Genomic DNA, 20,992 nt, shown 5'->3' with positions numbered 1-20,992 from the left:
TCTACTCCATAGGCATTCGACAATACTCAGAGGGCAGCCGACACCCTGACGTATTGGAGCAATGTCATGCGCGTTCCGATCTTTCCCTTCGATTTAATTCCCAAACGCCGATTCAAACGCATCTCAAAAGTGCTGAAGCGTCACTGGCCTTGCGCTAACAGTATCAGTCTCATGACCGCGCAAGAGATTCTGGCTCAAGGGCTAGGATACCGCGATTATCACGATGTCTTGAGGTCATCAGAAAATTGCTTGTCGGATGCGCCTGTTCCTACTCTCCCAGAGGTAAGGGATAGCGTCAGCACATCCATTTTTCACTTTTTCAGATCGAGCAACACCGTAGGTATCGACGACCGTGATATCGAGCGTTTGGTCATGTTATTGCCGCTGCACGAACTTTTGGCCTTCCACAGCTTCCGGCAAGGGCAAACGGCCAACGTCGGCAAGACAGACAGCCACAGTTCGAAAGTGCATTCAGGACAAAAATCCTCAAAAGCGGCTCGAGGCATAATCCACGAAACATCAGATTCGTCAGCCAGCGAGCCTTCAAACTTCGGGCCACTCCTCCTCCCATCAAAAAAATATCTGAGTGAGTATGAGCTTGATGCCATCGAGGAGGCAGTTCACCGGAAAGGCATCCTTCGTGATCGAGTTTTGTGTTCGGTGCTGCTCTCTGGTATCCGCCAGTCTGAACTACACCAACTCAGAGTCGAAAATGTAAACCACACCCACGATAAGGTGATGCTGGACTTGCCATTCACCAAGTCGCGTACGATCTGGAAACGACGCATTTTGATTACAACTGATGGATTATTGGTTCGTCGGTACATTGAAAAAAGTGCGCTTTCTCACGGGGACTATCTGTTTCCATCCGGCAAGACCGCTGCCTATCCAATGACCTCTTTTGAGTTGAATAGAATTCTGCGCTCCTGGTTGTTGGAGGCCCAAATCGATCCGACGGGAATGTCGGTTCATGCACTGCGGCTCTCAGTGATCGCTCGGTTCATCCGAGCTATCGCAGAATCAAAGCAGTCTACCGTGGCCAATTTGACAGGCCATATCTCGCCTGAGATGTTGCGCTACTACGGCTCCTTGCTAAACCTGAAGCCGAAAGCATAAGGCATCAAAGGGAGGGGCCAAGCTTCAGTCGAATGAGGCTTGGTCGCTCCCAAGTCGCCAACTTCGAGTAGGCCATTACTCGCCGAGCCAGCGGCATTCGAATCAGCTATTGACCACAGCCGAAAGTGTTTGAGGTAGCAGCAATAGACGGGGTTCAACCATCAGACGCGGAACACATGCGTACCGGAGGGGTGCTTACAGCTTGTCCATAACGTCATTAACCCTTTTCCATCCTCTGCTTTTCGTGCTGCTACGCTGAGCTCTTCCACGGAGGAATCACAATGTCGAACGCAGACCTGCTCCCTTCCCTACTTTTCAAGATCAACCAAAATCAACTGGCACTCGAAGCCGCGATAATGGAGCTGACACTCTGGGTGGAGCAACGCGGATCGGCGGAGGTCGCCGGCAACGTTCGTGGTGCATTGGACACAATCTGCAAGAACGAAGAGTTCATCAACATGACGTTAGCGGTGCTCATGACGCCTGAGTGAGTAGCTCTTGAGCTTATGGACTAGCCGGGGCCATCGGCCCGAAGGATCGATATTTCCGTTGACGCCACTTCTTACCGCAGCTTAGCTACGCGCAAGCGAAGACTCGAACGCAGAATGATTTGAAAACAACCTCTCCTCTCACCGCCCTCGAGGTCTACCAGGTACTGACGGACGTCGCGCTCGGCGCACGCATCATGACGCGAGGTTCCATCCAGTCTTGGAACGAGTTCTATCATGGCCTCATGCCCGTGAGTACTGATGGCTGGGTACTCACCCTCTTCAATGACCGTGACACCCTGGACTACTGCGAGTACTGCAGGTCGCCTGATGGCCGAGTCGGTACACTTGAACTCTGGCAGCGCGACGGAGCTGATCCTGTCGAGCTATTGAGCGCATGGGAGCGAAAACAGCTTGAGCGACTGCTCGCTGGGCTCTGAGCATGCATGCAAAACGGCAGGTGAGGGTTTGGCCACTGCAGTCATCTTTAAAGCTGCATCCAAGACTGGAGCTATGACATCATTTTCATCACAGACGTTTGCCGCCAAGCCTTGGTAGGCTTACCAGGATTTTTAACCTGGAATCCGGGATCTGCCAATCTGCGATGCAACCACAAATATAAGCGGCCCTGCCCTTACTAACTGCTCAATGTACCAATCGAGTAGCGAGTGCCTGGCTTCCGAATAGGAGTAACAAATTGCTGAACCGTCCCGACAAAGACGCGCTCCGTGCAATGCTGGAATCACAAGTTCAAGAAAAGCTGCAGCACGATCCAGACGCGGTAACGACTTACGCAGCCCAGCCTGTACCTGACCGAAAACCGTATACCAGCAAACCCACGGTTCAGGACAAGGCATTTCACAAAGAGCTCGAGCAGATGCGTGCAGATGCCGAAGCTGGAGTGATACATACGCCTAAGCGCGAGCAGGAGGACGGAGGCGCTCCTAGCCTTAAGCTTGATGATTATCCGGATCTGTAAACGTGCCACTGAGAATCTACAGGCGCGTACGGCTTGCCGGCTCATAGCAACGGAGATCAAATGTGAAAAAGCCACCTATGAAAATCATCATCGAAGAATGGGATGGTGACGGTGCAATTCGAATTCCCAATGAGGCGCTGCAGGAGCTCGAACTGGATGTCGGCGACGCTGTGTACCTGATAGAAGAATTTGTCGGCACCACGCACTGCCTTGTCCTATCAAAAACGCCTCAGATTGCGGATCGAATAGACGAGCTCACTGAAGCCTGGGATAGCGCACGGCTTGGTAATGCCCCTGAGAACTGAGACAGCTGCAATGCGTCGTGGTGGGCCAAATGTGGAGTGACACGCCCAAGGCATGTGAAGACTTGGGGTCGAGCCGGGCTTAAGCCCGAAGGAGCGATAGCCTTAGTAGCTTTAGCTCAAAGCTTAACAAGTCGCCTCTAGAGTCTCACATAAGAATTCCCCTCTGCAGTCGGCCGATAAGATCGAGCACGGCGTTCGACTCCACCCTCGTCCTCAGCATCTCCAGTGGACGCTTTGAACCGAGTCCTCGAGCCGGCGAACTCATTGATTCTGTTGCAGCGGCGACGTTGTCCTCAAACAGGGACAATGCTTGCTCAAAGACAGCAAAGGTATCGGAAGCGGAGCGAAGAACCGTAGTCATCAGTGATCAACGCGGCTGGCTTCGCCTTTTGCTGGCCACTCACCATCAGTAGCTTGACGTGTGGCTTCTGCCTCAAGCTGTTCTTGCGCAAGTCGCCAATAAAACTCTTCAGATCCTTCCCGACGACCATCTTTTTCCCACAACTCATAAGCTCTTTCTCGGACTTTCGAATCGTCGATCATTTTCATTCCTCTCTGAGTCGTTACTTGATCCCGGTGTTTACATTAGCTAATCCCGACGGTATGTGCTCATAGCTCATCCTCAGCCTTGGCTAACAGAGCGTCATCCGCAAGGGGTTCAAGCAGCGCCTCGGCAATCTCGCCAAGCTTGCCCAACGGGTGATCACAATTGCCCAATAGTTCTGCTGTAGCAGTCTTGTCGGCCTGTCCTCGCTCGGCGGTGATGATCAGCCAGCCCAGCGCTGAGGTATGCACCTCGTTATCGGCAAGACGATTGTTCACGTACTCATCCACTGCCAGGGCAAATTCCTCAGCAGTCACGGCTTGTTAGGACGCATGCGACGTTGGAACGACACGCTGTTGCCGCGCAGAAGTTCTTCCGCTGCGTTGTAGAGCCAGTCCGCCCTAGCGGCGTCCTGCGGGCTTTCGCTCACTAGAGGGGATGATGACGATCATGTTTTAACGGGGAAAAATGTGTTGTGTTCATGATCGTCTCCAGAGCGAGCACGAAGGTTGTGGCGCGTGGCTTAACTGCCGAGGAATTAAACACCTTTTATCCATATTGACCGCAGTCGTTGCGGCAGAGTCCATCGGCGATGTGCCCTTACGTCAGTAGTATCGGGCTGCCAAATCACGATGCATACAGACTATCCAAGCACCTTAAAGCTCATGATCGCCGCTGCCCGTTTTCCGCTGCGTAGCGAGAGATTCGTGGTCATGACAGCCTGCTGATTGAGGGGCGCGCCAAAGCCCATGCAAAGGGGCTACCCTTTGCCCGAATACGACTCCGCAATGAACGCCGAGAACATCATGCGGTACGTTCGCCCGGTGTCTCGATTCGGTCTAATAGCCCGTGGAGTCGTGTTTATAGAGATTGCATTTCTACTGGCAATCAGCGGTTCCACTTATCAAGCCATGGATCCACCTGGTATGAAGGAAGCCCTCGACGCGCTCCAGAATCTACCAGCTGGATGGCTGATTCTGATGGTTATGGCATTAGGGCTAGTTGCCTTCTCGGTTTACTGTTTCTCTGAAGCTTTCTGGCGCAAGATCCATAAGGATGTGCCAGGAGTATCGAGACCATAGGGTGCAGCAATAATGGCGATCCACCTCCCGGATTAGAGCAGGCGTGGCCTTAACCTGTCGTTGGCGATCATCAGTGCCGGCTCTTCATCATCGTGTTGCTGGCTGAGGAATTCGCGTATCAGTGCGGCAGTTCGCTTGGCGCTGGTCACCACGAAGAAATGCCCCTCGCCCTTTAGGACTTGCAGTTCGGCAAGACGAATAGCGCGCCGCAGGATATGCGCGTTGTACATCTGCACAAGGGTGTCGCGGTCGCCGGTGAGGATCAGCGTGCGTTGGCGCAGACGGAACAGCCGCAGCAGGCTTGTCCAGCCGACTAATGCAGCGAGCTGGTGGTAATAGGTTCGTGGATTAACGGTGAGCATGCCTTTCACCACACCGAAGCGCAGCAGCGCCTGTATCGAATTACGCGAGCCTTCTTTCTTGCGCAATTTGGCGCCTTTGCTGCTGCCAAAAAAGTCCAAGATGTCGGCGGGCTTCACTAGCACCATCGGGCCAGCAGAGGTCGCCGCGAGGATCAACCGGCGCACCATGCTCGGATAACGCAGGGCAAACTCTTGCGCCAATGCACCACCCCAACTCACGCCGAACACATCGACTTGGTCGACTCCCAACTGCCTCAGCATCTCGGCGATCAAGTCGGCATGGCGCGGCAGACGCATCGGCCAGCGGGGCATTTGCGATTTGCCGACTCCTGGCACGTCCAACGTAATGGTCGTGTAGTCCAACAGTTCATCGCGCAGGGGATCGAAGGTACGGATCAAACCACCCAGGCCATTGAGCAGGAGCAGCGGCGAGCCTTGACCGCAGATTGAAACGTTCACCTGCAAGTCTTTAATGGTCAGTTTGTGCGTTGCCATGGTTTCCCCTTGCTGCACGTAGCTGAGATGGCAATGTCGGATAAGGACTCCAATTCTTAGATGAGCAGTTTCTGGGTGCTCAGAACAGCAAGGCGGCTGCTTCCCTCATGAAAATCTCGATGGTCTTCGGCCCTATCCCTTCGAATTCTGACAGGCGTTTTTCAAATTCTTGACGATCAGAGCTCGCTTCCACGATGTTGCCCACCTTGCCGCCGTAATCATTGTTGAGCTTGCCGGCCAATGCGAGCAATCGCGACGCGGTGGTCTCGTCGTAACGCACGTAATGAGCCTGACCAAGCATCACGACCAACTGACGGTGGGTGCAATGCGCGAGCTTTTGCGGTGTATCTCGCTGATGCTGATCGACGATGACCTGGTATGCCTTGGCCGCAATTGCACCCTGAATTCTTTTACCCATCAGAAAACTGGCAACCAGCCATTTGAATAGGGCAGCTTCGTGCGCATCTCGAAGGTCGATCTGCAGGTCTTGTGCGCTGATGGCTTTGTTCACCGGTTCATTCCTTCAAGCAATGACGTAAATCATGAAGTTAGACCAGGCACTACGGCGAACGCTCCAGAGTGGAGAGGTATTAATAAAGGGGAACCCCTATCGTTGCTCGGCGCCTAACGGTTGAACATTAGAATTCGGGAATTACGAAATGCATGTGTCCGAGACAACCCAAGTCATGGAAGCGCTGTCGACCAACGAGGTAAACCTGAAGCTTCAGGAGGGCTGGTCATTGATATCCGTGGTTGTTACAACACATCCTAACGGTCAGCTACATCCCTGCTACATTCTGGGAAAATCGAAAGCCATACCCAACCATCAGAACCCGGATCGAATAAACGCGGCACATAGCGATTGAGCACATAGAAAGGTGTTGGGAGTAGAGTTTGGCTTATCTGGATTGGGTTCAATGGCCAGCGATGTTGATAACAGTGCTTGCCGCGTGGCTGATTGGATCTCAAAGACCAACAAGGCGAATGACGGGATTTGTATACTTCAGCGTTAGCAATGTGCTCTGGGTGATTTGGGGGGTGTACGCAGACGCGTATGCGCTCATCGTCCTGCAGATTTGCCTATTCCTTATGAACCTACGTAGGTTCAAAAAGAACTTTAAAGTCTAGGAGAACCTGAGTTTTAGGACACATCGGAGCCGTTGAGAGTTTTTTGAACTTAAGGAATTTCATGCCAGAAGGCGATAATTCGCCGACGTGGTCGTCGCAACCTATGAACAGTGGCAAATGCCAGAGAGCGCGATGTTCGACAACTTCTTACTTGAAGCTATAACTCTTCCCGAGGCGACGCTAAGGGTCAGGCACGGTGGCCGTGGCTCACCCGTTCTCTTGCTCCACGGGCATCCTCGAACTCACGCGACTTGGCATCGTGTCGCCCCACTTCTTGCGCGACATCACACGGTCGTCTGCCCTGACCTGAGAGGTTTTGGTCGCTCATCAAAGCCAGAGGACACATCCGACCATGCGGGCTCCTCGAAACGCGCCAAGGCCCGCGACTGCGTCGCCCTAATGCGCCACCTTGGTCATGATCGGTTCGCTGTAATCGGCCACGATCGAGGTAGTTACACCGCCTTTCGCATAGCAATGGATCAACCGGAAGCCATTACCCATCTCGGCATATTAGACGGTGTGCCGATCCTTGAAGCTCTTGAGCGCTGCGACGCCCGGTTCGCGGCGAAGTGGTGGCATTGGTTCTTTTTCGGGCAACCCGAGAAACCGGAGCAGGCAATCCTGGCCGACCCGGATCGTTGGTATGGCGGCTCCCCCGAGGCGATGGGTGCAGAAGCCTACAAGGACTACCTTGCCGCCATCCACGATCCGGCGACTGTTCATGGCATGGTCGAGGATTATCGTGCAGGCCTTGGGATCGACCGTGCTCACGATGAGGCCGACCGCCGCGAGGGCCGTCGGATCGAATGCCCAACCATGATTTTATGGTCGCTTCGTGATGACCTTGAACTTCTATACGGCGATGTCCTGGCTGTTTGGAAACCGTGGACGACAAGGCAGCGTGGTCGTGGTCTCGACTGCGGTCACCATATGGCGGAAGAGGCACCCAATGAGCTGGCAAGCGAAATCCTCGCCTTCCTGCGCGAAGACTAAAATAGCGCTCGCAATTTATGGCGACGACAACCTCCCTGGGCAATGTGAGCAACCTTGGAGTTGAATAAGCTCGCGGATAAAAGAGACGCCAAGCCCAAGTGCGCATTGATTTTCGAGGTCACAGACGTTTTTTCGCCGGTTCGGATGGAAGGTGGGCAAAACCTCTGGGGTAAGCGCAGTGCGTCTCCTAATCAATCGGGCCAATAATGATCGCTCGATCGTCTCCCAGTCCTTGAACCTTCGCCAGTACGTCTGTTGGAGTGCGCTTGGAGAAGTGGACTACAAACCTCATGCCGCTTCCATCTTCCTCGATTGAGGTGACCCATAGCTCGACTTCGTCGGCAGTCAAGCCCAAGGCTCGCGCAATTTGACGAAGGCGGTGCTCCGAATCGTTGTCATCCAGTGGGTAAGATTTCATTGAACACTTCTCCTCACCGGTGGAGCTGTTACTTGCTCTCGTCAGCCTTGCCCTCTTGCAGTTGCACAGAAGATTTGCTGCCGTCGGTATTGTCTTTGGTAGTATTTTTTGAGCTGTCAAAGCACCCATGCACCATAAACACGCTGCAGAGCGTTAGGCACACATAAAGCTTTTTCATGACCGTCTCCTGTACGTAAGCGCCAATGATTTTGTCGGATTACGTTCCTGCGCCCACGCCTTCCACCGCCTGTGCGTATCGCTGCGTCGCCTCAGTCACCAAACTCCTTCGCTCGTCAAGATTGATAAAACCTTGCTTCAAATATTCTTCGGCAAGCCGAAGTAATTCTTCATATTGCTCTTGAGCAGTCATTCGAATTTCAGGTTTGACCAACAATGAATGCCAAGTCTCAAGCGCTTGCGCTTTCCGATCTTCGTACATGACAACGACTCCCTAAAGGGTGTGTAGCGGTAGAGCCGTTTGATGCATCGATGTTCACCAACGACGACGTATGGCGATCATAAATGGGTTCGCGAATGGGCCAGCCATCCTGAGGTGTCTGAAAATCGATGGATAAATCTATCGACCTACGCAAGAACTACGCGATGAGAGAAATCACATCGTTCGACTAAGCATCATGAATCGACAAAATTTACGTTTGATCACATCGGTTGAACCTAGGCCAATATTCGACGCTCGGATATTAAAACCCACCATAGGTGATCACATGGCAATCGAGGATACGCTTTTGCGCCAGCGCAAAGTGCTCGCCGAATTTGGCGAGCTAGCCTTGGCGTCAGATGACTTAAAGCACATCCTTGATGAAGCATGTCGCTTGGTCGGCGATGCCCTCGAAACCAATATGGCCAAATTAATGCTGCTGTATGAAGACGGCATCACCTTCCTGGTACGAAACGGTGTGGGCTGGGCGCCTGATGTGGTGCGGAAAGTTCGCGTTGAAGCCCTTGAAGGGAGCCCGGAGCGTTATTCATTGGACACGAATAGCCCGGTCATTTCGACAGATATATCAACAGAAACTCGATTCCGCTATCACGATTTTCAAATAGAAAATGGGGTGAAAGCCTTCGTCAACGTTTTAGTCCACGGCGCCGACGGAGAACGTCCTTTCGGGATTTTCGAGGTAGACAGCCAATATCCTCGTCAGTTTACAGACAGCGATATCGACTTTCTTCGCGGGTACAGCAACCTGCTTGGCGCAGTTCTAAAGCGTTCCAAAACTTTGAAAGCCATGCAGTTAACCGAAAAAAAATTGCGTGAAAGCGAAAGGCACTACCGCATCGCAGCTGAGTTGAACCCGCTTTGGCCTTGGTCGGCAGACAAGAACGGTAACCTTACTTCGATCGATCAGCGTTGGTACGAATATACCGGTCTGACACCTGAAGAGACATTAGGGCGTGAATGGGCCATCGCTGTTCACTCTGAAGATCGGGGGTCATTGATTCGACTTTGGGATCAATCACTGGCCACGTTGCACCCTTTTGACTCGCAAATCCGGATACGTAAACACTCGGGAGATCACCGTAGGTTTAGAGTCCGCGCCTTGTGCAGCCTCGACCCGGAAGGACAATGTGAACAATGGTACGGCACGATTGAAGATATCGACGATCGCGTGCAGTTGGAGGGCGCGTTGCGGGACTGGAACGATTTACTCGAAGAGCGAATCGCTCAACGTACACAGCAGCTTGAGGCCGAACAGTACGAACGCGCCATAGCTGAATCCAAGCTTCGGCAAAGTCAAAAGATGGAAGCCGTCGGACAGCTCACTGGCGGAATAGCCCATGACTTCAATAATTTGTTAGCTGGCATCCTCGGTAGCTTGGAACTAATGCAACGGCGCATCGATGCTGGACGCTATGGCGAACTATCCCGCTACAACACCGTGGCTATGACCTCCGCATCTCGAGCGGCGGCTTTAACGCAACGTCTACTGACATTTTCGAGACAGCAATCACTCGAACCTGAGCTTCTCGAACCTCGGAAGGTGGTGGCAGATCTTGAAGAGATTATCCGGCGCTCGGTCGGGCCGAGCATCGCAGTGGAGTGCTCATTCAAGGTAAATGACCGTATCAAGTGTGACCTTAATCAGCTGGAAAATGCCTTGCTTAACCTTGCGATCAATGCACGGGACGCAATGCCCAATGGCGGCACGCTGGATCTTCAGGTCGACCGTTGCGTTATAGATCAAGCGTTGTCATCTGAAAAAATGCTGCCATCCGGTTCGTATGTAACCATTTCTGTCACCGACTCCGGCACCGGAATCAGCCCTGAAATGCTGCCGCGCATTTTCGATCCTTTTTTTACAACCAAGAAGATTGGCGAAGGCACCGGATTAGGCCTGTCGATGATTTATGGCTTCACTCAGCAATCCGGCGGTCAAGTTAGAGTTCATAGCAGCCTAGGTGTAGGCACTACCGTAACCATGTATTTTCCGGTCGATGATTCGCAGCCAGGTGAAATTGAACCCGATTCGAACATTCCCGATGAAGCCGAGCTATCCGGTCACGACGAAACCATTTTGCTTGTGGACGACGAAGCGGCTGTACGTCAAATGGTCGCGGAGCTTTTATCCGAAAGTGGCTACCGGGTCGTTGAAGCAGTGGATAGTGTTTCTGCCATGAAGCAGGCTGAAAAGTTGGAGCACCTGGATTTATTGCTCACCGATATAGGTTTGCCTGGAATGATGAACGGGATCAGCCTAGCGGCCCAATTCAAGCTGAAATACCCACAGCTAAAGGTTCTCTTTGTTACCGGTTTCGCGGGCGGATCTAACTTGGTTTCGGTCGATGCGACTACGCGCGTACTGACCAAACCTTTCAGCCTGAACGAACTTAGCTCGCGAGTGCACTCGCTGACGAGGGTAGACACGTCAGGTAGTGGCAACATTAAAACGGAAATGCCTGATTAATAACGGCTCAGCCCCAAATTATGTCGATAGCGCCATGAGCTGGTGCAATGCCTATAGGCGGGCCTGACGAAACCTCATGGAGATAGTCGCCTCCCTTCGATTATCCCAATATGCTTAGCGCTATCACCTCTCACACACGAACGTTATCCAGCCTAATGCCGACCTTGCCTCAATAGGCTGCCGCGATCGCTGGTAGAGGTTTTGTAGAGCAGCGGCATTACGGTTGCCGCAGCTACCGAACCAGCTTATTCGCAATGGGCTCTACTCGTCTTTTTCCGAGTGCGCATATGTAGAGTCTTCATACCTATCATGTAACGGAGGCAAGGCCATCAAGTACGTTGAATTCTTCACGCCATCAAATCCCCCATTACGCGGGACAGATTCTTGCGCATCCATTTGGGATTCGAGTTGTTCTCGCGCAAGATGCCAATAGAATTTTGCAGCTCCCTCAGGACAAGCATCCTTTTCCCACAGCGCATACGCTCGTTCTCGGATAGCTGATTCGTCAATCATTGTCATGCTCCTCAGACATTAAGGTAATGCTCCACGGCCCTCAATTTGAATTGGATGCTTCTTGCCCTCCGAAACAAATCGAACGTAGAAAGTCCTCCTGCTCCTTGGCCTATCCTTTGCTGTGCTCCGGTGAAGTTGGCCCTTCCTTGATTCCTCGTGGGCCTACAACTCCCCAAACAATCAGACCCAACACCGGAAAGATGATGAGGCCGATGGCCCAGGCTGCTTTCACACCCACGGCTTTGTCACTACGAAACACACTGATCATTGCCCAAAGGTCTACAAGCAAAATGATCACAGCTATGGCAATAGCGAAGTAACTGGTTGCTTCCGACATGATCTGACCCTCCTGCGGCTACTAAAACTTAGGCCTCTGCATCACGTCTGTGTTCAACCAATTTTGATTCGCAGAGTGTGAATAGCTGCAAATTTCATGTTTCACAGAATGATCGGTATCTCGCCGTATCGATCAATGGTCGCAAATTTTATTTCCTCTTGGATTCTGACGCCCATGGCTGACACGCGCGTCCTCCTTGAGGTCGGTTTCCGACAATCGGTTGAGACGCTTTCGTGTGAGATTAGACATCAGCCGCTAGTCGGCTAGTTTTTTCCCCAAGCGCCGCGACAGTCTCATGGCTCAACCGCGACAGAGGTGTGCATGGGAAATCTGACCAACAGCAATGATGTAGCCTGCCATGGCGCCTATCCTTATTGCTGTGACGAACAGGGAGGCACCACTGCTTTCTCCCGTTTGACCCTAAATTCACACAATGAGCAATGGGAGGAATTTGACAATGGATGAGCAAAAAATTCGAGAAGCTGCGTATCGGCTTTGGGAGAAAGAAGGGAAGCCGCAAGGGCAAGATCTGGAGCACTGGTTCACTGCTGAGAAATCAGCTGGCGAAGAGGATTTTGACGGTTCAACCTCTGGCTCAACGCTAGGCAATGAAAATGCGCCGGCTCAAGCTGACTCTACTGCGGAGACTGAAAACCCGGATAACGACGGTCGTTAAAGCTTGAGTTGAAGATGAAGCAACCAATGGCAGATACCCATCGCGCTATCGCCGTGAATTTAGAAGGTGTCCGATTGTGAGGGGACGCTCTGCAGCCGTCGCAGGTTTAACCATTGGCATTCAGCCTCAGCCTCTTCTCGACTCAGAAAGGTAGCCTGCGAGCGCAGCTTTTTCTCGTTGTCGTAAATGTTAAAACCTATCGACGGTGTTTTGCAGTATCCGGGCATTCCTTTACGCGAGGTGCCGGTTTCAGTGGGGATTGCAGGGACTACTACGAATCGCGAAATCATCTTCAAATCCTCACTGAGATACCTTCACCATAGGTCACTTCAGCACCGGCCTCTGTCTGTTTTCGCTAAGACGAGCGAGCTTGCCAGTAACTCCTCTCAGTTCTTTCGTGTAGACAGTCGCACGTGGCCTATGACGCCATGCCGTTAGGATGCTCGATACCCGTTGAGATTTTTCCTGAAGCCTCGGGCGTTCATGCCCAGAAGTACACATTCAAGGAGGATCAGTGCATAGGCATCTGCGTGAACCCCCCACATAACCCATAAAGCATTACTCGCGATGAAGCCCCAAAAGGCGATCATCCGCCGACGTGGTCGTTGCGAACCGACGAACCAAGCCGAGATCACCGTCACCACCATGGCAGGCCATTGCACTAAATCGATGTATTCCAAAGTCATCCCCCGCTCTGCCCTGCACATCAAGGAGCCATTCCAGCACTCACTTGAGTGTTGAGTGCAGGCATTCCAAGCGAAGCGCCGAGGGACGTCAAAAATTCGCCAAAACCGCCGAGACACTTGAAATCCCGGCGCGCGCTGGTGATCACTGGGTTCGTTGGTGTCCAAACGATTCGAGCGCCAATCCTCTCAAGATCAGCGACCAGGTGGACGTCTTCGTGTGCGGGGATATGCTGAAATCCGCCGGCGTTTCGATAGGCTTCGGCACTCAGTCCGAGATTGGCGCTATGGATATGGTGATGATTCTCGATGAACTGGTACAACTCGAGATACTTGGAACGTACCAAGTCACCATGTTCGTTCCAGCTGTCCACTACGACCGTCCCACAGACTGCGTCAGCGCTGAATTCGAGTTGGCGAGCCAGCCAATCATGAGGAACGACAGTATCGGCATCGGTGAACGCAAGCCACTGCGCTCCGGCGGAGAGTAAGTTTTCCGCGCCAGTTGCTCCAGACTTACCCACATTCTGAAAAGAGACATCGAGCTTCGCTACACCATGAGCCGAAACCAATTGACCAGTGTTGTCCGAACAATCGTCCAGGACGACAAGTATCGTGACCAACTGACCATGCAAATCTGGATGCCCGGCAGCCACCAAGACAGATAAAAGGCAGTCGGTGATGTGGTTTTCTTCGTTATGGGCAGGTATCACAACACCGATCATTGGCGTTCTCTCGTTTGCGAAATGTATGGTCTCCAGTTATCGACACTTCGCTTCGAAAGAAGGTTTAAAGAATCTACGACATCACGATTGTGCGGCCTCACTTCAGACCATCCGCATGACAAAGAGCATCCTATCGTCGTCCCCCCCTGAAAACTCTACTCAGGTCTAACCTCAAAGTACCGATCATGTGACTTGAGTCATCAAACAAAATGCTTTGGGCCTGCAGATATCAGAATTCAGCATACACTCAGAACCTGACATCAACGACGTCGGCACGTTTTGCCCGGCTAAGGACTCGATGAGTGAACGTAAATTGGGAAGGTATACAGCCAATTGAGGGAGACATAGTCATCGTCGAGGACGATCCGACCTTGCGCTCGCTCATGGTGGATATCGTCGCTGAGATAGGCGCGAAAGCATTAGCGTTCGATACTGCTGATGACGCACTGACCTACCTGTTGCAAGTGCATGACCAATGCCGATTAGTGATCGCTGATCACGGTGTACCGGGGCAGATTCAAGGTATCGAATTTATTGAAATGGTCAGAGGGAGATGGCCGTACATCGCTGCAATTCTGACGTCCGGGTATTTGATAGACCCCGCAACGGTACCGCCAGAAACCGTCTATTTGCACAAGCCTTGGTCACTGGACGACTTGGTCATCGCGGTGGCGTCTCTTTTGCAGCCTGATTATCCCATTCGTAAGACTTGAGTCTTCGTTACCTGGTGGGCTCTGATGCTGCGAGTCCACCATTTGCCGTCGCGCTCACGCACAGATCTTTTGGCGCGCCGCCATTTCAATTCTGAGTTTGCCTATCAAATTTGAAATCGCGCGACTGGACGTGAGATCGGATGCCAACACGCTGGGGACAAACAGTTCCACACGGCCTGAGGAAGGCTCAATCATCTTGACCAAAAGCGACCCTTTGGGGTTCACAGAGCAGGTGCAGGAGCGAGGTAATAAACCGCTCTCAATGATATGTCGGAGCTCAAGAGCGGAAATCATGACGGTCATCCGAATGAGAAATTTCAATTCATTCTTGTCTATGAAACCCAGTAGTCAAGGAACACGCCGAAGCAAATTCACGACCAATTGTTTTGCCTCCCCTGGCGTCGAACTGACGTAGCTAATACTTCAGTTTTTATACTGCTACGCTTGGCTTTTTCATGGAGGAAAATCGATGCCAAATTCAGACCTGCTCCCTTCGCTGCTGTTAAAGATCAATGAAAACCAGCTTGCCTTGGAGGCCGCCGTCATGGAGCTTACAAATTGGGTCGAGCAGCGTGGATCGGGAGACGTCGCCGAGAACGTGCGCGGTGCACTGGAAACTATCAGTACGAACGAGGAGTTCATCAACATGAGTCTCGCAGTGATCATGGCACCTGACTGATTTATCCATAGGGTCGCTTCTCGGCGAGGCTTACGGCTAAAGCAGTGAAATAGTTTAGAAAAACGCACGCCAAGCTATGGGCATCAAAATACACCGTGGGGCATTGGCGTTGAACTCAAACGTCACATGCTCCGTCTAGCACATAGATGGGGCTAAAGCTGAAGCCTTCATCCCTTGTACGTTTCAAGGAGATTGCCATGGCTACCACTGCCGCGCGTTTGAACTACTTCCACGACACTCTTTTCGGCCCTATAGCGAAAAGCGTTGATTGCGACCTTGTCATCACGCCTATCATCCCCGGCGCTTTTCAGGTACAGGTGCTTTCTCCAGTACCAGATGACCTTCACAAGGCACATTCCTTAACCATAATCCTTTCTCCCAAAGAACATCTGACAGGCACGGTGGCTCAGACGCGCAAGTTAGACAACGGAGATTTGGAGTTCCAAATCGATGTATGAACATCCGTTGGTATAGCTAAATTTAGGAGATCTTTTAATGAGCAAGTCGCAAGCTGTGACAGCTGCCGTGCAAATCCTAATGTTTGCACGCAACGAATGGGTTCCCAATAACCCTCGCTTGCCGGTACTCATTTACCCCAAAGCAATTGCCGTCCAGGACAGCGATTTAGCAGCACTATTCGAGAAAATCTTCAGCACTAATGGCTGGCCGCCACAATGGCGATACGGGGTTTACAACTATCACCACTACCATACCGAAGGTCATGAAGTGCTTGGCATCGCCAGCGGCAAGGCCCGCTTGATGCTTGGCGGCCCAGATGGACATGTCTTGGAGGTCAGTTCAGGCGATGTATTGCTACTGCCTGCTGGCACAGGTCACTGCAATTTAGACTCCAGCGAAGACTTTCTGGTCGTCGGTGCTTATCCGCCGGGTCAGCATGCCGATATTTGCCGCGAGGCGCCAACGAAGGTTCAACTGACAAGCATCGACACGCTGCCGTTTCCCGACCACGATCCGGTGCAAGGTTTGCAGGGCGCCATACAACAGTATTGGGTTGGCCAGCATTGAAAGGCTACGGTTAATCACGAGCGGCGCGAACCTTTCCGCTGAAGACTCTGAAGCCGTAGGTGTTGTAGATGAGCGTCACCGGGATCAGCACAGCGAAACCGACCAACATGAAAATCTGACTGTTGGGACTTGAGGCGGCCACTTGCAAGGTTAGGTTAGGTGGAACAATCAACGGAAAGAGCGCTGCGATCATCAAGGCGAACGCCAAAACGAAGATCCCCAGTGCGGCGAATAGCGGCAGATAGTGCCGGCGGCTTCGAAAGCCCAAGGTGAAGCTGATCAGCAGTGCCGTGATCAATATTGCAACTGGCAGCCAGACAAGTCGATTGGAAAGCCGATGCGCATATCGAGCGTCCAGCGTCGCTGTCCAGACCACTAACACGGCCAAAAGCACCAGGGTCACGATAGCCAGCACTTTCGCCTCTCGCCCTGATCGACGTTGCAGATCGTCTACCGTGCGCCAATACAGCCAGCAGGCACCCAACCACATATAGCCCACTACGAGCACCGCGCCACAATACAGCGGAAACAGGCCCGACCACTCCCAGCCGTCCCCGCTGTACTGACCGCCCTGATTAGGCACGCCTTGTACAAGCGTGCCCAACACAATCCCCTGAGTTGCCCCGGCTAGCAGCGAACCGACCAGCTGCAAGCCATCGACCATGCGCTTGATACTATCGCTGGGCGAGTAGTCTCGAAACTCCAGCGCTAACGCGCGAAGAATCAACGCCAAAAACATCGCGATAAACGGCAGATACAGCGCTGGCAGCAGGATGGCGTAAGCCAGCGGAAACAACGCCAGCAAACCACCACCTCCCAGCACGAGCCAGGTTTCATTGGCATCCCATATCGGCAAGATGGTCACCGCCATGGCACGACGATGCTGACGACAACGGGTAAGGCCCATCAGTACGCCGACGCCAAGATCAGTGCCATCCAATAGCACATAGTTCAGCACCGAAAACCCCAAGGCTGCGGCAGACAGCAGTGTTATCCAGTCATTGTCCATCATGGATTCATGCCCTCAGGGTTCACCCGTCTCGTCGGCCAACGTCGGTTGCGGCCCCGGCTCGCCCTCGTGAGGCGGCTCACGCAATAATCGCAGCAGCACCCAGAGACCCACGCCGAAGATCACCAGGTAAAACGCCAGGATTGTCCATGTCGCCCCCACCACCTGCTGTCGAGACACCGAAGACAGGCTGTCAGCCGTGCGCAGCAATCCATAGACGGTGAAGGGTTGGCGTCCGACCTCGGTCACTACCCAGCCACTCAACATTGCCAGAAATCCAGCCGGGGCCATCCACACACTGCCTCGCAGCATCCAGCGCGCGGTGTACAAGCGCTGACGCCAGCGCAACACCACGCTGATCAGGCCCTGCCCCAGCATCAACACGCCCAGGCCGACCATCAAACGAAAAGCGAAGAACACCGCGGGCACAGGCGGTATGTCCTGCGGCGGGAATTCGTCCAGGGCGGCGATGGTGCCGCTCAGGTCATGCCGCAAGTACAGCGACGCGACGCGCGGAATCGCCACTTCCCAGTGGTTGCGCCGCTCAGTCATGTCTGGAAGGGCGAACAAGCGTAACGGCTCGCCTGCACCTTCCGCCGGTCGCGTCCAGGAGCCTTCGATGGCGGCGACCTTTTGTGGCTGTACTTCAAGGCTGTGCTCACCATGCAGATCGCCCACCACGATTTGCACAGGTATGAGCAACACAATCACCCACAGCGCCATGGAGTAGGCAAGCCGGGCTCGCGGGTTCTCGGGCTCACGCAACAGCTGCCAGGCGCTGATACCGGCCACCAGCGTGGCGCTGCCGATCAACGTGGCCAACGTCATATGCACAAACCTGTATGGGAATGAGGGATTAAAAATGATCGCCCACCAATCCTCGGCAATGAAGCGACCGTCGGCGCCAATGGCGTAACCGGCCGGTGTCTGCATCCATGAATTAGCCGACAAAATCCAGAAGGCGCTGATCAGTGATCCGAGCGCTACCGCACAGGTAGCAAAAAAATGCAGGCGCGGGCCGACTTTTTTCAGTCCGAAGAACATGATGCCGAGGAAGCCAGCTTCCAGAAAAAATGCCGCCAGCACTTCGTAGAACATCAACGGGCCGAGAATGTCCCCTGCCTGAGCCGAAAGCCGCGACCAATTCAGCCCGAACTGGTACTCCAGAATCAGCCCCGAGGCTGTGCCTATTGCGACATTAAGGGCAAACACTTTTAGCCAGTAACGGTAGACGTCCAGGTAGATCCTTCGCCCGTGCCATAGCCACAACGCTTCGAGCACCACCAGAAAGTTGGCCAAACCGATGGTGAAGGCCGCCAACACGATATGAAAACTGATGGTGATCGCGAACTGGGCACGCGCCGCTATTAGCGCAGAATCAACCGCGTCCATGCTGTACACGCACCGCTAGCCAATGAGCGTAAGAACCAGCTATTAGCAGCAGCGAGCGATGGCCAGGAAGATAGCCGAAGGTGCTGGCGGGAAGAGGCATGGCACATGTCCGATGCAGTATTTGTCAGTTGACTCTTTTGAGTGTCAATGATTCCGAAAGTCAAAGAGTCAAAATCTTTTTCTCTGGTCAGGCAGAATCATGCGAGAGGCATCGGCCGAAATAGTCGACTTATTTTAATCCTTTCCTCACGATAGGCGTTTAAGTTTTTAGATTATGCAAAAGTTCGATCGAAAACTTCTTTTTTGTATAGCTGATCTCGAGCTGATAGCTCCGAATAAAAATCGCGATTGCTGGCGGGCAGGCACAGCCAAAACAGGTCATTCACTTAATCCACTCAACGACCAGTCACTCTGCATCAAGTTATATGGGTGTTTGGTAGAAATATAGTCCAGATAGGGTGCTGGCACTAAACCGGCAGATACCTACTAACCGCGTGATGCAAAAGGTCGAGTGTCCATGGCTTACGCAGAAACATTGCGTGGGAAGGCAACAGCCCGTCAGGTACCGATCTATTACCAGACGTGACGATGACAGGCAAGCAAGGCCAACGTGACCAAATCACCTGCGCCAACTCCAGCCCATCCATTCTGCCCGGCATGCAGATGTCGGTCACTACCAGCGCTATAGAAGGCGAGCTTTCGAGCATAGGGAGAGCGTCATCTGCAGAGGCACAATCCATTACGCTGACACCTAGCAGAGAAATCGCATCGACCGTCAGTGTGCGTAATATTTCGTCATCTTCTACGATCAGCACTGTTTGAGACATGATAAAGATCCCGAAACCTTCTCCATTAGTGTTTCAGCAGATAGTTTGCGTTTCAGGCGCCTGACAAGCGGTACTGGGTGAAGGATATTGCCGATTCTCGCCTTTCCGCTAGTCTGACTCTATCGGCCAAATGTACGTGGCTGATAATGTCGTTACAAACAGGAGGCTAGACAGGGTCATCATGCGACTTTCAGATTTCATCCTCGAAAACCTCGAGCCTATCTTGCAAGCGTGGGAAGAATTCGCCAGGTCGGTTAATACTCCGATGCCGACGATGGACGCCAAAGGCCTGAGAAATCACGCCGAGTTTATTTTGAAGGTTGTTGCCCTCGATTTGTGTAACTCTCAAACCGAGCAGCAACAGATCGAAAAGTCTCATGGGTTAGCACCTTTAGCCAAAGGCGAATCGGCGGCTCAAAGCCACGCCCTGACGCGCCTAGTGGCTGGTTTCACGCTAGACCAACTGGTTTCTGAATATCGCGCGCTCAGGTCGAGCGTGCTCAGACTTTGGCTGGCCCAAGGATACGCAGCAGACGAACATCAAATTGTGGACATAATTCGATTCAACGAGGCGATAGATCAAGCGCTTGTCGAATCGATTTCAGCCTATGGGCAAGCGGTCGAGACCACACGAAAAACAGTCTTAGGCGTGTTGGGTCACGACCTTCGCTCTCCCTTGGGCGCCGTGGCTCTGGGCACCGATTTGTTAAAGCAGACGGAAGAACTGGGTAGCCGTGGAAAAAGAATAATCTCGCAGATTTCAACCAGTGTTCAAAGCGCCAACCAGATGGTGAACGACCTACTCGACCTGGCACGCTGCAACCTTGGTACCGGCATTCCGGTGCGACCGGAAATCACTGACCTCACGTCTGTTTGTCAATCAGTCGTGGATGAGTTGACTGTTGCCCACCCCAACGCGCAAATCGTGTTCACCGAGACAGGTGCCGTTACCGGCCAATTCGACCCACCACGCATGGCACAAGTTTTCTCGAATCTCATTGGAAACGCCGCGAGACACGGCAACTTACAGCGTCCGATTAATGTCACGCTGAACGGAGATGGCACCACGGCATGCTTTTGCGTGCAAAATCATGGAGAGCCAATTCCTCCCAGCGCATTGCCCTCTCTCTTCGATCCCGAAGGACGTTATTCCAGGTACTCCGAAGGAAAACAAGAAGCATCTTCTGGTCTGGGGCTGGGACTGTTTATCGCCGCTCAGATTGTAGAGGGCCATGGTGGAACGATAGAGGTGGAGTCGACGTTGGAGAAAGGAACGATTTTCCGCGTGGTTTTACCCATTAGCCACTAAGCTTGTGGTGGAACTTCACCAAGCCTTGAGAAGCGTGACACTTAGGCATCCAGCAATGCAGCGGACTCACGTTACGACGGAAGGATTGAGAGCCATTTCCACAATGAATTTCGTGCCGGTCTCTAATCCGATGACAGTTCAATGCTGCCGTTAAGTGCGTTTACTATCTGATCAACGATAAATGGCTGAGGCTTAACAAAGCTTTGCATATCGTCACCTTACCTCTATCACCTACAGCGCTTTTCTCTCAAAGGCGCTGTTCGCCGCCC

Annotated in this window: 29 protein-coding genes and 1 pseudogene; 14 read left to right on the top strand and 16 right to left on the bottom strand. The window is 52.8% G+C overall.

What is annotated here, in order from left to right; translation table 11 throughout:
• Positions 1 to 66 precede the first annotated feature (66 nt).
• The 4 genes from ACIPL2_RS07845 to ACIPL2_RS07830 all read left to right on the top strand — a co-directional run bounded on the left by ACIPL2_RS07845 (position 67) and on the right by ACIPL2_RS07830 (position 2,888).
• Positions 67 to 1,116 (top strand): tyrosine-type recombinase/integrase, encoded by a 1,050-nt coding sequence (locus tag ACIPL2_RS07845; RefSeq protein WP_401354612.1) that lies wholly within the window; start codon positions 67 to 69, stop codon positions 1,114 to 1,116.
• A gap of 281 nt (positions 1,117 to 1,397) precedes the next feature.
• The gene (locus tag ACIPL2_RS07840) at positions 1,398 to 1,607 is read left to right on the top strand and encodes a hypothetical protein (protein WP_401354609.1); all 210 of its coding nucleotides are present in this window, start codon (positions 1,398 to 1,400) and stop codon (positions 1,605 to 1,607) included.
• 694 nt (positions 1,608 to 2,301) lie between these two features.
• A complete protein-coding gene (locus tag ACIPL2_RS07835; protein ID WP_223527276.1) occupies positions 2,302 to 2,583 on the top strand; it encodes a hypothetical protein in 282 nt (93 codons plus the stop codon).
• A gap of 77 nt (positions 2,584 to 2,660) precedes the next feature.
• Positions 2,661 to 2,888, top strand: coding sequence for an AbrB/MazE/SpoVT family DNA-binding domain-containing protein (locus tag ACIPL2_RS07830; protein WP_401354606.1), 228 nt, complete (start codon positions 2,661 to 2,663; stop codon positions 2,886 to 2,888).
• A gap of 145 nt (positions 2,889 to 3,033) precedes the next feature.
• Here ACIPL2_RS07830 and ACIPL2_RS07825 read toward each other — a convergent pair whose 3' ends face one another.
• The 3 genes from ACIPL2_RS07825 to ACIPL2_RS07815 all read right to left on the bottom strand — a co-directional run bounded on the left by ACIPL2_RS07825 (position 3,034) and on the right by ACIPL2_RS07815 (position 3,710).
• Entirely contained in the window at positions 3,034 to 3,249 is a 216-nt protein-coding gene (locus ACIPL2_RS07825; protein ID WP_401354604.1) for an antitoxin Xre/MbcA/ParS toxin-binding domain-containing protein, read from the bottom strand.
• A complete protein-coding gene (locus ACIPL2_RS07820; protein ID WP_401354601.1) occupies positions 3,249 to 3,431 on the bottom strand; it encodes a DUF2934 domain-containing protein in 183 nt (60 codons plus the stop codon). Before ACIPL2_RS07820 ends, ACIPL2_RS07825 begins: the two co-directional genes overlap by 1 nt.
• A gap of 66 nt (positions 3,432 to 3,497) precedes the next feature.
• Positions 3,498 to 3,710, bottom strand: coding sequence for a hypothetical protein (locus tag ACIPL2_RS07815; protein ID WP_401354599.1), 213 nt, complete (start codon positions 3,708 to 3,710; stop codon positions 3,498 to 3,500).
• Positions 3,711 to 4,229: 519 nt separating this feature from the next.
• Between ACIPL2_RS07815 and ACIPL2_RS07810 the strand changes: the two are divergent.
• Positions 4,230 to 4,514, top strand: a pseudogene (locus ACIPL2_RS07810) (DUF1206 domain-containing protein); the annotation flags it as partial.
• Positions 4,515 to 4,546: 32 nt separating this feature from the next.
• Here ACIPL2_RS07810 and ACIPL2_RS07805 read toward each other — a convergent pair.
• Together ACIPL2_RS07805 and ACIPL2_RS07800 are read right to left on the bottom strand one after the other, a co-directional pair.
• Entirely contained in the window at positions 4,547 to 5,371 is an 825-nt protein-coding gene (locus tag ACIPL2_RS07805; RefSeq protein WP_401354597.1) for an alpha/beta fold hydrolase, read from the bottom strand.
• Positions 5,372 to 5,450: 79 nt separating this feature from the next.
• Positions 5,451 to 5,882 (bottom strand): DNA methylase, encoded by a 432-nt coding sequence (locus ACIPL2_RS07800; RefSeq protein WP_401354596.1) that lies wholly within the window; start codon positions 5,880 to 5,882, stop codon positions 5,451 to 5,453.
• Between the two features lie 416 nt (positions 5,883 to 6,298).
• Between ACIPL2_RS07800 and ACIPL2_RS07795 the strand changes: the two genes are divergently transcribed.
• Together ACIPL2_RS07795 and ACIPL2_RS07790 are read left to right on the top strand one after the other, a co-directional pair.
• Complete coding sequence (locus ACIPL2_RS07795) at positions 6,299 to 6,499, top strand: hypothetical protein (protein WP_401354812.1); 201 nt, start codon at positions 6,299 to 6,301, stop codon at positions 6,497 to 6,499.
• A gap of 117 nt (positions 6,500 to 6,616) precedes the next feature.
• Complete coding sequence (locus ACIPL2_RS07790; protein ID WP_401354810.1) at positions 6,617 to 7,492, top strand: alpha/beta fold hydrolase; 876 nt, start codon at positions 6,617 to 6,619, stop codon at positions 7,490 to 7,492.
• 187 nt (positions 7,493 to 7,679) lie between these two features.
• Here ACIPL2_RS07790 and ACIPL2_RS07785 read toward each other — a convergent pair whose 3' ends face one another.
• The 3 genes from ACIPL2_RS07785 to ACIPL2_RS07775 are packed head-to-tail and all read right to left on the bottom strand — an operon-like array spanning position 7,680 to position 8,349.
• Positions 7,680 to 7,910 carry a hypothetical protein gene (locus tag ACIPL2_RS07785; protein WP_401354594.1) on the bottom strand — a complete coding sequence of 77 codons (231 nt, stop codon included), beginning with the start codon at positions 7,908 to 7,910 and terminating at the stop codon, positions 7,680 to 7,682.
• A gap of 28 nt (positions 7,911 to 7,938) precedes the next feature.
• Complete coding sequence (locus ACIPL2_RS07780) at positions 7,939 to 8,088, bottom strand: hypothetical protein (protein WP_401354592.1); 150 nt, start codon at positions 8,086 to 8,088, stop codon at positions 7,939 to 7,941.
• Positions 8,089 to 8,127: 39 nt separating this feature from the next.
• Entirely contained in the window at positions 8,128 to 8,349 is a 222-nt protein-coding gene (locus tag ACIPL2_RS07775) for a hypothetical protein (protein ID WP_401354590.1), read from the bottom strand.
• 286 nt (positions 8,350 to 8,635) lie between these two features.
• On the opposite strand from ACIPL2_RS07775, the gene ACIPL2_RS07770 reads away from it, so the two are divergent.
• Positions 8,636 to 10,834: an ATP-binding protein gene (locus ACIPL2_RS07770; RefSeq protein ID WP_401354587.1), complete on the top strand. Its 2,199-nt coding sequence runs from the start codon at positions 8,636 to 8,638 to the stop codon at positions 10,832 to 10,834.
• Positions 10,835 to 11,095: 261 nt separating this feature from the next.
• Here the strand turns inward: ACIPL2_RS07770 and ACIPL2_RS07765 are convergent, their stop codons facing one another.
• Positions 11,096 to 11,347: a DUF2934 domain-containing protein gene (locus ACIPL2_RS07765; RefSeq protein WP_401354584.1), complete on the bottom strand. Its 252-nt coding sequence runs from the start codon at positions 11,345 to 11,347 to the stop codon at positions 11,096 to 11,098.
• Between the two features lie 109 nt (positions 11,348 to 11,456).
• Entirely contained in the window at positions 11,457 to 11,684 is a 228-nt protein-coding gene (locus ACIPL2_RS07760) for a PLD nuclease N-terminal domain-containing protein (RefSeq protein WP_401354582.1), read from the bottom strand.
• A 457-nt stretch (positions 11,685 to 12,141) separates the two neighbouring features.
• Here ACIPL2_RS07760 and ACIPL2_RS07755 point away from each other — a divergent pair, with 457 nt between their 5' ends.
• Positions 12,142 to 12,360: a DUF2934 domain-containing protein gene (locus ACIPL2_RS07755; protein WP_401354579.1), complete on the top strand. Its 219-nt coding sequence runs from the start codon at positions 12,142 to 12,144 to the stop codon at positions 12,358 to 12,360.
• 434 nt (positions 12,361 to 12,794) lie between these two features.
• Here ACIPL2_RS07755 and ACIPL2_RS07750 read toward each other — a convergent pair whose 3' ends face one another.
• Complete coding sequence (locus tag ACIPL2_RS07750) at positions 12,795 to 13,046, bottom strand: hypothetical protein (protein WP_401354577.1); 252 nt, start codon at positions 13,044 to 13,046, stop codon at positions 12,795 to 12,797.
• A gap of 20 nt (positions 13,047 to 13,066) precedes the next feature.
• Positions 13,067 to 13,768 (bottom strand): glycosyltransferase, encoded by a 702-nt coding sequence (locus ACIPL2_RS07745; protein WP_401354574.1) that lies wholly within the window; start codon positions 13,766 to 13,768, stop codon positions 13,067 to 13,069.
• A gap of 302 nt (positions 13,769 to 14,070) precedes the next feature.
• Between ACIPL2_RS07745 and ACIPL2_RS07740 the strand changes: the two genes are divergently transcribed.
• Positions 14,071 to 14,481: a response regulator gene (locus tag ACIPL2_RS07740; protein ID WP_401354572.1), complete on the top strand. Its 411-nt coding sequence runs from the start codon at positions 14,071 to 14,073 to the stop codon at positions 14,479 to 14,481.
• Between the two features lie 54 nt (positions 14,482 to 14,535).
• Here ACIPL2_RS07740 and ACIPL2_RS07735 read toward each other — a convergent pair whose 3' ends face one another.
• Complete coding sequence (locus tag ACIPL2_RS07735; protein ID WP_401354807.1) at positions 14,536 to 14,775, bottom strand: DUF1652 domain-containing protein; 240 nt, start codon at positions 14,773 to 14,775, stop codon at positions 14,536 to 14,538.
• A gap of 175 nt (positions 14,776 to 14,950) precedes the next feature.
• On the opposite strand from ACIPL2_RS07735, the gene ACIPL2_RS07730 reads away from it, so the two are divergent.
• The 3 genes from ACIPL2_RS07730 (at position 14,951) to ACIPL2_RS07720 (ending at position 16,186) form a co-directional block, all read left to right on the top strand.
• Complete coding sequence (locus tag ACIPL2_RS07730; protein WP_401354570.1) at positions 14,951 to 15,160, top strand: hypothetical protein; 210 nt, start codon at positions 14,951 to 14,953, stop codon at positions 15,158 to 15,160.
• A gap of 197 nt (positions 15,161 to 15,357) precedes the next feature.
• The gene (locus ACIPL2_RS07725; RefSeq protein ID WP_401354567.1) at positions 15,358 to 15,618 is read left to right on the top strand and encodes a hypothetical protein; all 261 of its coding nucleotides are present in this window, start codon (positions 15,358 to 15,360) and stop codon (positions 15,616 to 15,618) included.
• 37 nt (positions 15,619 to 15,655) lie between these two features.
• Complete coding sequence (locus tag ACIPL2_RS07720; RefSeq protein WP_401354565.1) at positions 15,656 to 16,186, top strand: cupin; 531 nt, start codon at positions 15,656 to 15,658, stop codon at positions 16,184 to 16,186.
• Between the two features lie 10 nt (positions 16,187 to 16,196).
• Here the strand turns inward: ACIPL2_RS07720 and cydB are convergent, their stop codons facing one another.
• From cydB to ACIPL2_RS07705, 3 genes are all read right to left on the bottom strand, one after another.
• Positions 16,197 to 17,198: a cytochrome d ubiquinol oxidase subunit II gene (gene cydB, locus ACIPL2_RS07715; protein WP_401354562.1), complete on the bottom strand. Its 1,002-nt coding sequence runs from the start codon at positions 17,196 to 17,198 to the stop codon at positions 16,197 to 16,199.
• 12 nt (positions 17,199 to 17,210) lie between these two features.
• The gene (locus ACIPL2_RS07710; RefSeq protein WP_401354560.1) at positions 17,211 to 18,587 is read right to left on the bottom strand and encodes a cytochrome ubiquinol oxidase subunit I; all 1,377 of its coding nucleotides are present in this window, start codon (positions 18,585 to 18,587) and stop codon (positions 17,211 to 17,213) included.
• Positions 18,588 to 19,054: 467 nt separating this feature from the next.
• Positions 19,055 to 19,414 carry a response regulator gene (locus ACIPL2_RS07705; RefSeq protein WP_401354557.1) on the bottom strand — a complete coding sequence of 120 codons (360 nt, stop codon included), beginning with the start codon at positions 19,412 to 19,414 and terminating at the stop codon, positions 19,055 to 19,057.
• A 181-nt stretch (positions 19,415 to 19,595) separates the two neighbouring features.
• Here ACIPL2_RS07705 and ACIPL2_RS07700 point away from each other — a divergent pair, with 181 nt between their 5' ends.
• Entirely contained in the window at positions 19,596 to 20,723 is a 1,128-nt protein-coding gene (locus ACIPL2_RS07700) for an ATP-binding protein (RefSeq protein ID WP_401354554.1), read from the top strand.
• Positions 20,724 to 20,992 lie beyond the last annotated feature (269 nt).

Source organism: Pseudomonas sp. NPDC086251 (assembly GCF_044746405.1).
In the GTDB taxonomy this organism is placed as follows: domain Bacteria; phylum Pseudomonadota; class Gammaproteobacteria; order Pseudomonadales; family Pseudomonadaceae; genus Aquipseudomonas.
This window is presented reverse-complemented; position numbering and strand designations above follow the sequence as displayed.

Coding starts and splice junctions, on each gene's coding strand:
- ACIPL2_RS07845 (WP_401354612.1), top strand. CDS start 67: ATGCGCGTTCCGATCTTTCCCTTCGATTTAATTCCCAAACGCCGATTC.
- ACIPL2_RS07840 (WP_401354609.1), top strand. CDS start 1,398: ATGTCGAACGCAGACCTGCTCCCTTCCCTACTTTTCAAGATCAACCAA.
- ACIPL2_RS07830 (WP_401354606.1), top strand. CDS start 2,661: ATGAAAATCATCATCGAAGAATGGGATGGTGACGGTGCAATTCGAATT.
- ACIPL2_RS07825 (WP_401354604.1), bottom strand. CDS start 3,249: ATGACTACGGTTCTTCGCTCCGCTTCCGATACCTTTGCTGTCTTTGAG.
- ACIPL2_RS07820 (WP_401354601.1), bottom strand. CDS start 3,431: ATGATCGACGATTCGAAAGTCCGAGAAAGAGCTTATGAGTTGTGGGAA.
- ACIPL2_RS07805 (WP_401354597.1), bottom strand. CDS start 5,371: ATGGCAACGCACAAACTGACCATTAAAGACTTGCAGGTGAACGTTTCA.
- ACIPL2_RS07795 (WP_401354812.1), top strand. CDS start 6,299: ATGTTGATAACAGTGCTTGCCGCGTGGCTGATTGGATCTCAAAGACCA.
- ACIPL2_RS07790 (WP_401354810.1), top strand. CDS start 6,617: ATGCCAGAGAGCGCGATGTTCGACAACTTCTTACTTGAAGCTATAACT.
- ACIPL2_RS07785 (WP_401354594.1), bottom strand. CDS start 7,910: ATGAAATCTTACCCACTGGATGACAACGATTCGGAGCACCGCCTTCGT.
- ACIPL2_RS07780 (WP_401354592.1), bottom strand. CDS start 8,088: ATGAAAAAGCTTTATGTGTGCCTAACGCTCTGCAGCGTGTTTATGGTG.
- ACIPL2_RS07775 (WP_401354590.1), bottom strand. CDS start 8,349: ATGTACGAAGATCGGAAAGCGCAAGCGCTTGAGACTTGGCATTCATTG.
- ACIPL2_RS07770 (WP_401354587.1), top strand. CDS start 8,636: ATGGCAATCGAGGATACGCTTTTGCGCCAGCGCAAAGTGCTCGCCGAA.
- ACIPL2_RS07765 (WP_401354584.1), bottom strand. CDS start 11,347: ATGATTGACGAATCAGCTATCCGAGAACGAGCGTATGCGCTGTGGGAA.
- ACIPL2_RS07760 (WP_401354582.1), bottom strand. CDS start 11,684: ATGTCGGAAGCAACCAGTTACTTCGCTATTGCCATAGCTGTGATCATT.
- ACIPL2_RS07755 (WP_401354579.1), top strand. CDS start 12,142: ATGGATGAGCAAAAAATTCGAGAAGCTGCGTATCGGCTTTGGGAGAAA.
- ACIPL2_RS07750 (WP_401354577.1), bottom strand. CDS start 13,046: ATGACTTTGGAATACATCGATTTAGTGCAATGGCCTGCCATGGTGGTG.
- ACIPL2_RS07745 (WP_401354574.1), bottom strand. CDS start 13,768: ATGATCGGTGTTGTGATACCTGCCCATAACGAAGAAAACCACATCACC.
- ACIPL2_RS07735 (WP_401354807.1), bottom strand. CDS start 14,775: ATGATTTCCGCTCTTGAGCTCCGACATATCATTGAGAGCGGTTTATTA.
- ACIPL2_RS07730 (WP_401354570.1), top strand. CDS start 14,951: ATGCCAAATTCAGACCTGCTCCCTTCGCTGCTGTTAAAGATCAATGAA.
- ACIPL2_RS07725 (WP_401354567.1), top strand. CDS start 15,358: ATGGCTACCACTGCCGCGCGTTTGAACTACTTCCACGACACTCTTTTC.
- ACIPL2_RS07720 (WP_401354565.1), top strand. CDS start 15,656: ATGAGCAAGTCGCAAGCTGTGACAGCTGCCGTGCAAATCCTAATGTTT.
- cydB (WP_401354562.1), bottom strand. CDS start 17,198: ATGATGGACAATGACTGGATAACACTGCTGTCTGCCGCAGCCTTGGGG.
- ACIPL2_RS07710 (WP_401354560.1), bottom strand. CDS start 18,587: ATGGACGCGGTTGATTCTGCGCTAATAGCGGCGCGTGCCCAGTTCGCG.
- ACIPL2_RS07705 (WP_401354557.1), bottom strand. CDS start 19,414: ATGTCTCAAACAGTGCTGATCGTAGAAGATGACGAAATATTACGCACA.
- ACIPL2_RS07700 (WP_401354554.1), top strand. CDS start 19,596: ATGCGACTTTCAGATTTCATCCTCGAAAACCTCGAGCCTATCTTGCAA.